The sequence below is a fragment of the Mesorhizobium sp. M5C.F.Ca.IN.020.29.1.1 genome (genome assembly GCF_003997375.1).
In the GTDB taxonomy this organism is placed as follows: domain Bacteria; phylum Pseudomonadota; class Alphaproteobacteria; order Rhizobiales; family Rhizobiaceae; genus Mesorhizobium; species Mesorhizobium wenxiniae.
Map to the genome: position 1 here is coordinate 1 of NZ_RZSW01001165.1, position 536 is coordinate 536.

The 536-nt window shown below is 65.3% G+C and carries 1 pseudogene; it reads left to right on the plus strand.

Going from position 1 to position 536, the window contains the following annotated elements:
- Positions 1 to 536 (plus strand): annotated as a pseudogene (locus EOA85_RS36850) (lactate dehydrogenase); the annotation flags it as partial.

Below are 536 nucleotides of genomic sequence, written 5' to 3' on the forward strand. Positions count from 1 at the left end.
AATCCGGGGCGGGCGCTGGTGCTCGCCTCGGGCACGCCGATCACCAACACGCTCGGCGAGATGTTTTCCGTGCAGCGTTATCTCGGCTACGCCGCGCTGCTCGAACGCGGCCTGCACGAGTTCGACGCCTGGGCCTCGACCTTCGGCGACGTCTCGACCGAGCTCGAACTTCAGCCAAACGGCAAATACAAGCCGGTCACGCGCTTCGCCACCTTCGTCAACGTGCCGGAGCTGATCGCCATGTTCCGGACCTTCGCCGACGTGGTGATGCCGGAGGATCTGCGTCGGTACGTGAAAGTGCCGGCGATCTCGACCGGCAAGCGCCGGATCCTGACGGCCAAGCCCACCGCCGCGTTCAAGCGTTACCAGGTCCTGCTCGACGAGCGCATCAAGGTGATCGAGATGCGTGACCGGCCGCCGGAGCCCGGTGACGACATCCTGCTCTCCGTCATCACCGACGGCCGCCACGCCGCGATCGACCTGCGCCTGGTCGATCCGGATAACGACAACGAGCCCGACAACAAGCTGAATCTGCT